The organism is Halomonas cibimaris, assembly GCF_039537045.1.
Lineage (GTDB): Bacteria > Pseudomonadota > Gammaproteobacteria > Pseudomonadales > Halomonadaceae > Vreelandella > Vreelandella cibimaris.
In genome coordinates this window covers 1-5921 of the sequence record NZ_BAAAZT010000048.1, presented here as the reverse complement: position 1 = coordinate 5921, position 5921 = coordinate 1, and the positions used below count along the sequence as shown (strand labels likewise).

Annotated in this window: 7 protein-coding genes; 2 read left to right on the top strand and 5 right to left on the bottom strand. The window is 56.6% G+C overall.

Translation table 11 applies throughout. The annotated features are described in order from the left end of the window. Positions 1-51 precede the first annotated feature (51 nt). A complete protein-coding gene (locus ABD654_RS05765; RefSeq protein WP_344703172.1) occupies positions 52-567 on the top strand; it encodes a peroxiredoxin in 516 nt (171 codons plus the stop codon). 17 nt (positions 568-584) lie between these two features. Here the strand turns inward: ABD654_RS05765 and ABD654_RS05760 are convergent, their stop codons facing one another. After that, the gene (locus ABD654_RS05760) at positions 585-1703 is read right to left on the bottom strand and encodes an AI-2E family transporter (RefSeq protein WP_344703170.1); all 1119 of its coding nucleotides are present in this window, start codon (positions 1701-1703) and stop codon (positions 585-587) included. Further along, complete coding sequence (locus tag ABD654_RS05755; RefSeq protein WP_344703168.1) at positions 1700-1978, bottom strand: sulfurtransferase TusA family protein; 279 nt, start codon at positions 1976-1978, stop codon at positions 1700-1702. The genes ABD654_RS05760 and ABD654_RS05755 overlap by 4 nt, the downstream gene beginning before the upstream one ends. 384 nt (positions 1979-2362) lie before the next feature. On the opposite strand from ABD654_RS05755, the gene ABD654_RS05750 reads away from it, so the two are divergent. Continuing rightward, positions 2363-3382 (top strand): IS30 family transposase, encoded by a 1020-nt coding sequence (locus ABD654_RS05750; RefSeq protein WP_344703166.1) that lies wholly within the window; start codon positions 2363-2365, stop codon positions 3380-3382. Between the two features lie 45 nt (positions 3383-3427). Here ABD654_RS05750 and ABD654_RS05745 read toward each other — a convergent pair whose 3' ends face one another. From ABD654_RS05745 to ABD654_RS05735, 3 genes are read right to left on the bottom strand one after another with little or no spacing between them, the layout of a single operon-like run. Then, positions 3428-4609 carry an HNH endonuclease gene (locus tag ABD654_RS05745; RefSeq protein ID WP_344703164.1) on the bottom strand — a complete coding sequence of 394 codons (1182 nt, stop codon included), beginning with the start codon at positions 4607-4609 and terminating at the stop codon, positions 3428-3430. Continuing rightward, entirely contained in the window at positions 4606-5331 is a 726-nt protein-coding gene (locus ABD654_RS05740) for an OmpA family protein (RefSeq protein WP_344703162.1), read from the bottom strand. Before ABD654_RS05740 ends, ABD654_RS05745 begins: the two co-directional genes overlap by 4 nt. Further along, a complete protein-coding gene (locus ABD654_RS05735; protein WP_344703160.1) occupies positions 5331-5801 on the bottom strand; it encodes a hypothetical protein in 471 nt (156 codons plus the stop codon). The genes ABD654_RS05740 and ABD654_RS05735 overlap by 1 nt, the downstream gene beginning before the upstream one ends. Between the last annotated feature and the right edge of the window lie 120 nt (positions 5802-5921).

Below are 5921 nucleotides of genomic sequence, written 5' to 3'. Positions count from 1 at the left end.
GGTCAGAATCTGGGTGCCGTCCATGCCATACCTCCTGTCCATGTGGAGGTCATATCCTGGCCCAGCTCAGGGGGCGAATTCCACACCCAACGACGAAGAGCCGATTTTTCCGCCACCGCCACCGGCAACACCACCGTGACGCTCTCGGCGCTTCGCGGCCAGCAGGTTGTCGTCTACTTTTACCCCAAGGCCAGCACGCCGGGCTGCACCACCGAAGGCGGCGACTTTCGCGACCGCAAGCCGGCGTTTGACGCCGCCAACACCGTGATTCTCGGCGTTTCCCGGGACGGCATCCGCGCCCAGGAAAACTTCAAGGCCAAAGAGGGCTTCAACTTCGCGCTGATCGCCGACAAGGACGAGGAAATCTGCCGAATGTTTGATGTGATCAAGCTCAAGAAAATGTACGGCAAGGAGCATCTGGGCATCGAGCGCAGCACCTTTCTCATCGATGCCGACGGCCATCTCGCCCAGCAGTGGCGCGGTGTAAAAGTGCCGGGCCACGTCGACGACGTACTGGCCGCCGCCCAGGCCCTCAACGCCCAAAGCCAAAACAAGGGCCGCGCATAGCGCCGGGGGCTAGCCGGCTACAGGTCGTCATCAGCGTGATCGGCCGTGGCGTTTTCCTGCGCCAGGCGCCGGTCACGCTGGCGCAGCCCTCGCGGCCAGGCATACACCAGCGCCTTGAGCAGCGTGGCCAGCGGAATGGCAAAAAACACGCCCCAAAAGCCCCAGATACCGCCAAAAAACAGCACCGCGACGATGATGGATACCGGGTGCAGGTTGACCGCTTCGGAAAACATCACCGGTACCAGCACGTTGCCGTCCAGCGCCTGAATCACGCCGTAGGCCAGCAGCACGTAGGCCAGCTCGTCGCTCAGGCCAAAATGAAAGCCGGCCACCGCCGCTACCGGCAGCGTGGCCAGCGCCGCGCCGATGTACGGCACCAGCACGGAAAGCCCCACCAGCACGCCTAAAAGCGCCGAATACGGCACCCCGAGAAAGGCAAAGGTGGCAAACGCCACCGTGCCGACGATGATAATTTCAATAAACTTGCCGCGAATATAGTTGGCGATCTGGGCATCCATTTCCTGCCAGATGCGCGACAGCAGCGTGCGCTTGCGCGGCAGCAGCGACAGCGTAAAGCCGATCAGCGCATCGCGGTCCTTGAGCATGAAAAACACCAGAATCGGCACCAGCACCAGATAGATGATCAGCGCCATCACGTTGCCAAGCGAGGCCAGCGACAGCGACAGCGCGCGCTGGCCCAGCTGGCTGATCTGGCGGCTGGCCGCCCCTACCCAGTTCTGCACCTGGTCCGGGGTAATCAGGTTGGGATAGCGCGCCTGCAGCTCCCCCAGCCAGTGCTGGCCGCTGGCAAACATTCGCGGGGTTTCCTGCACCAGCCCCACCAGCTGATTCCAGATCAGCGGCAGCAAAATCAGCGCCAGCGCCAGCACTACGCTCAAAAAGCCCAGAAACACCACGCCCACCGCTAAAAAGTGCGGCACGCGCCGGCGCGTCAGCGCGTTGACCGCGCCCTGGAGCAAAAAGGCAATGACCAGCGCGGTAAAAAACGGCGCCAGCATCCGGCCAAACCAGATGACCGCGGCAAAGCCGGCAATCAGCACCAGCAGCAGGATCAGCGCCTCCTCATCGGAGAAATAGCGGTCTACCCAGTTTTTGACAATAGTGCGCAGCGTCATGACGCGCGGCCCTCGGCCTTGCGCAGCCGGTAGTAGTACACGCCGTCTACCTGGCGGCGATCTTCCAGCACGTGCGCGCTGTGCTCGGCGAACGAGGCCATATCACGCCAGGAGCCGGCATCGGTGGCCCGCACTTCCAAAAGCTGCCCGCCTGCCAGACGATGCAGCGCCTGCTTGGCCTTGAGCAGCGGCAGCGGGCAGGCCAGCCCGCAGGCGTCCAGCACCGCATCAGGGGCGCTACCCGGGCGCGGCGCTGTTGGTGTAGAGTCTGACATCACCCCTCCGTTGTATTTTGGATTTACGACTCTGCCTTATCGGGCATTGTCGCATACACTGCCACGGTGACGGCGCCCCACCCCGATCGCACTTCAACGTTTGCAGCACTCAATGCGGCATTGCGCCGATGATGTGTCAATGCACAATGCAGCCTAAGTGGCGCTGGCGCATCGCGCAAACCCGCCCGCACTGGGCGAGCGCTTATGCGGATGCCCGCTAGTTTCTCACCAACAGTTTTACCAGCATTGGCTGTCATCGAACCCATCAAGCGGCAACCAAAAAACTACCAGCAGTTTTGTGGAGCAGGATATTGTTCAAAAATAAGCGCATCGGCGGTCTCAATGACCAAGTGCAACATCTGACCCATCAGGTACGGTGTTGCCATGATCCATTGCTACCGCCATCTCACAGCTGAAGACCGAGCCGCCATCATGATGATGCGAGCCACTCACTCGATACGCGCCATCGCGAGTCATCTGGGCCGTGCACCAAGCACCGTGTCACGAGAACTCGCTCGTCACACCGTCGACCCCAGCAAGGGCTACGATGCTAGCCTAGCAGGCTACCGAGCACGCTTGACGCGTCATCGGCCACGTCAGCGACCCAAGCTGCATCCCGGTGGGGAGTTGCTTGAGGTGGTGACCTACCTGTTACGCAAGTACTGGTCACCGCAGCAGATAGCCCGCACACTGAAGCGTATGTCTCCTAACGATTCACGTCGACAGGTCTCGCATGAGGCCATCTACAACGCGCTCTATGTGATGCCTCGTGGCTCACTCAAGAAAGAGCTCATCGCCTGCTTGCGACAGGGTAACGGTAAGCGTCGGCCACGGAGTCGGGGTAAGGATCGGCGTGGTCAAATCCCGGACCTGGTCAGCATCCACCTACGGCCTCCCGAGATTGAAGACCGTCAGATGCCCGGCCACTGGGAGGGCGACCTGATCATGGGCGCTAACAACCGGTCCGCCGTTGGCACGCTGGTGGAGCGCACCACACGGTTGGTGATCCTGGCAAAAGTGGATGGCACCACGGCGACGGCCGCGGCCGTTGGCTTTAGCGACAAACTCAATGAGGTGCCGCGACGCCTGCGCCTATCCATGACCTATGATCAGGGCAAGGAAATGGTGAAGCATGCCGAGATCACTCAGAAAACCGGCACCGCGATCTACTTTGCTGACCCGCATAGTCCATGGCAACGGGGCTCCAACGAGAACACCAACGGGCTATTGCGGCAATATTTGCCGAAGGGCACGGATCTATCGGTCTATAGCCAGGCGGAACTCGACGCCATTGCCGACTCACTGAACACACGCCCGCGCGAAACGCTAGGCTGGCGAACGCCATTGGAGGTCTACGCCGAGGTGCTTAAGAATTCAACCGCCGGTTCGAACACTCTTCAATAGCGTTGCACTTGGAACTTGAGACCGCCATCACTTACAGGAAATGGTTTATTTTTTATCAGAGACACCAATCTTCAGCATACGAAGAAATTTACCAGGATTTTCAAAAAACTCTCCAACACTATACAAATTCCAATTTATTAGTTTAGCTTTCGCAGCATCTTCTTTACTAATAGCAACACCCACTCTGCAAGAAGGCCAAGCCAGCTCTGCTCTAATCACAATATTTCCATCAGTACCTCTTATGCCGAAACCAACCTCAGGGAGCGGGCTATTAAACGCTTTTAGATGATAAATTATGCCATTTATCCCTGGATCTGCCAACATAAAAACAGAATGCCAAGTTTGGATATTAGCTTTTCTCTGCTCCTGGCGTAATTGAGCTATTTCTTGGCGTATTTTATGTGGTACAGCCATATGTCCATGGTTTGATTCCTTGCTATGACAATCAATGCATAGTGCCTTAAGATTATTTTCAGTGTTATCGCTGCGCACTCCGTTGATATGGTGCGTATGCAGCAGATAAGGGTGCTGTGAAAGGTCAACCGCACAATTTTCGCAGCGATAGCTCTTTGCTGCGCGGTAGCTTTGCGAAACTTTCTTCCAGTCTTGAGTATAGCTTTCCGATGCGCCGGGCTTACGGCTTGGGTGGTACGGAAAGAAAGAGTCGTACTGTTCAAAAAAGCGGACAAACGAGAAATTATTAAAAGCCGCTTTGTTTCCAGGTACCGCGTAACCCCCGTAGTTCAGTTTACGCAGACATAGCTTGCAGACTTTCAGATCAGTCATTGCCGTTTGCTCGCGGCCGCCGTAGCTTCGCCCTGTGATATGAAAATACTCGCTATGATCGCGGGTGACCACGTAGCGCTCAAAGCGGCCTCTAGCCCGCATTTCTTCGAGTTTTTGACAAAAGGAAATATGTACCCTGTTACCTTTAGCTCCTTCTATTTCAGCATCTTCAAAACGCGAACGGTGGTCCTGAATATAAAGCAGCACCTGCTGACCTTGCCACATCAGCAGGTCGCCCGGCGTCTCCAGTTGACTCAAATCAGAGACTTCAAGGCCGCCTTCGGGGATCTCCAGCTCAGGGGGTGGAGTTGATGCTGCCTGAAGTTCTTTTTTGACCAGCGGCGGGTTCTCTGCATTCAGCGTCAACGGATCTATATCTACTGGTGGACCCATCCGTGTAACAGCAGCAATTAGTGAGCTAAAATCAACGTCCAGCTTCACGAATCCACCTCGGTGAGAATCTCACGAATCTGAGCTTCGGCATTGGTCAGGATGCGAAAGCTGACGCGCCTTGAGCTTTCAGCATCCTCTTCTCCAGCAGCGTTTTTAATCAGATGCGATGACGAAAGACCTACCGCCGCGGTAGTTTGTTGGACCCAGCTTTTCTGCTGCTGGGTTTCCGGCAGATCGTACAGATAGCTCAGCACCGAGCGCGTTCGATCCTGAGACAGCTGCATGTTGCGAAAGTAAGCCGTATCTTCGCTCACACGGCTGTTCCAACGACTGGAGGTATGCCCTTCTATACGAATCTCGTCGATAGAATCGTGGAAGGGCGTCAGCACGTTCAGGTAGCGCGGGTAAAAATCCTTCAGAATACTTTTAAAGCGCGGGCGCAGCTGAGCCGAACCGGTGGCAAACAGCACTTCCGGCGATTTAAATGTCAGCGCAAGCGTGTCGGCGTCAATTTCAGCCTGCCAAGTATCCAGATCGTCGGCAAACTCATCCAGCAGCGCCTGATAGATCGCTACCTGGGTTTCCTGATAGGTCTCCGCGACCTGCGTGACGTTCTCGCGGACTTCCAGCGCATGGCGCATTAGAGCAATCGAGATCAGCAAAAACACCATCATCAATCCGGCCATCAAGTCCGAAACGCTTAACCAATGGTGCTCGTCCTCGCTGCCTGATGCGCTGCCACGACCAAACAGCGCCTGCATTCGGCTCATCAATAGGCTCCTGAGTTGGCTGACTGCACCACCTTCTGCATTTCAGTCGTCAGCTTCTGGTAGTCTTGGGTAAAGCGTCCGCTGATTTGCCCCAGCGCGCTGCCCATTTCCGTCATCACCCGCTGCAGTTCTTGCTGCATGCTTTCGTCGATACGCTCCATCTGCGCATTAATGTGCTCTCCGGTGCGGGTAACAGCCTGTTGCATGGCAGCTTCTACCTGCTGGTACGCATTGCTGAGTTGAGCCTGGTATTGCTCGCCGGCGTCTTCCAGCGAACGCTGATACTGCGCCTGTAGGTTTTCCAATGCCTCACTGGCCTGACTCTGCGCCTGGCGCAGCTGTTCCTGGGCCTTGTCGCTCGCCTCGCTCATGGTGCCGGTCATTTTGTGGTGCTCATCCGCGACCCGGGTCACCAATTCCTGCACCTGCTTTTGCACGCTGGTAATGGCCGTTTCGTATTCTTCTTTCAACTGACGGTTGCCTTCCTCCCGGCTTATTCATGAGGCTGGCTTGAAAATAAAGATGGCGAGGGGTTTCTCTTGTAGAATCAGGATGTTCCAGCCAGAACTTGATTCAAGAGGACCTCTCGC

Excerpts from the sequence above, each read along its gene's own strand:
- ABD654_RS05760 (WP_344703170.1), bottom strand. The coding sequence starts at position 1,703 with ATGACGCTGCGCACTATTGTCAAAAACTGGGTAGACCGCTATTTCTCC.
- ABD654_RS05755 (WP_344703168.1), bottom strand. The coding sequence starts at position 1,978 with ATGTCAGACTCTACACCAACAGCGCCGCGCCCGGGTAGCGCCCCTGAT.
- ABD654_RS05750 (WP_344703166.1), top strand. The coding sequence starts at position 2,363 with ATGATCCATTGCTACCGCCATCTCACAGCTGAAGACCGAGCCGCCATC.
- ABD654_RS05740 (WP_344703162.1), bottom strand. The coding sequence starts at position 5,331 with ATGAGCCGAATGCAGGCGCTGTTTGGTCGTGGCAGCGCATCAGGCAGC.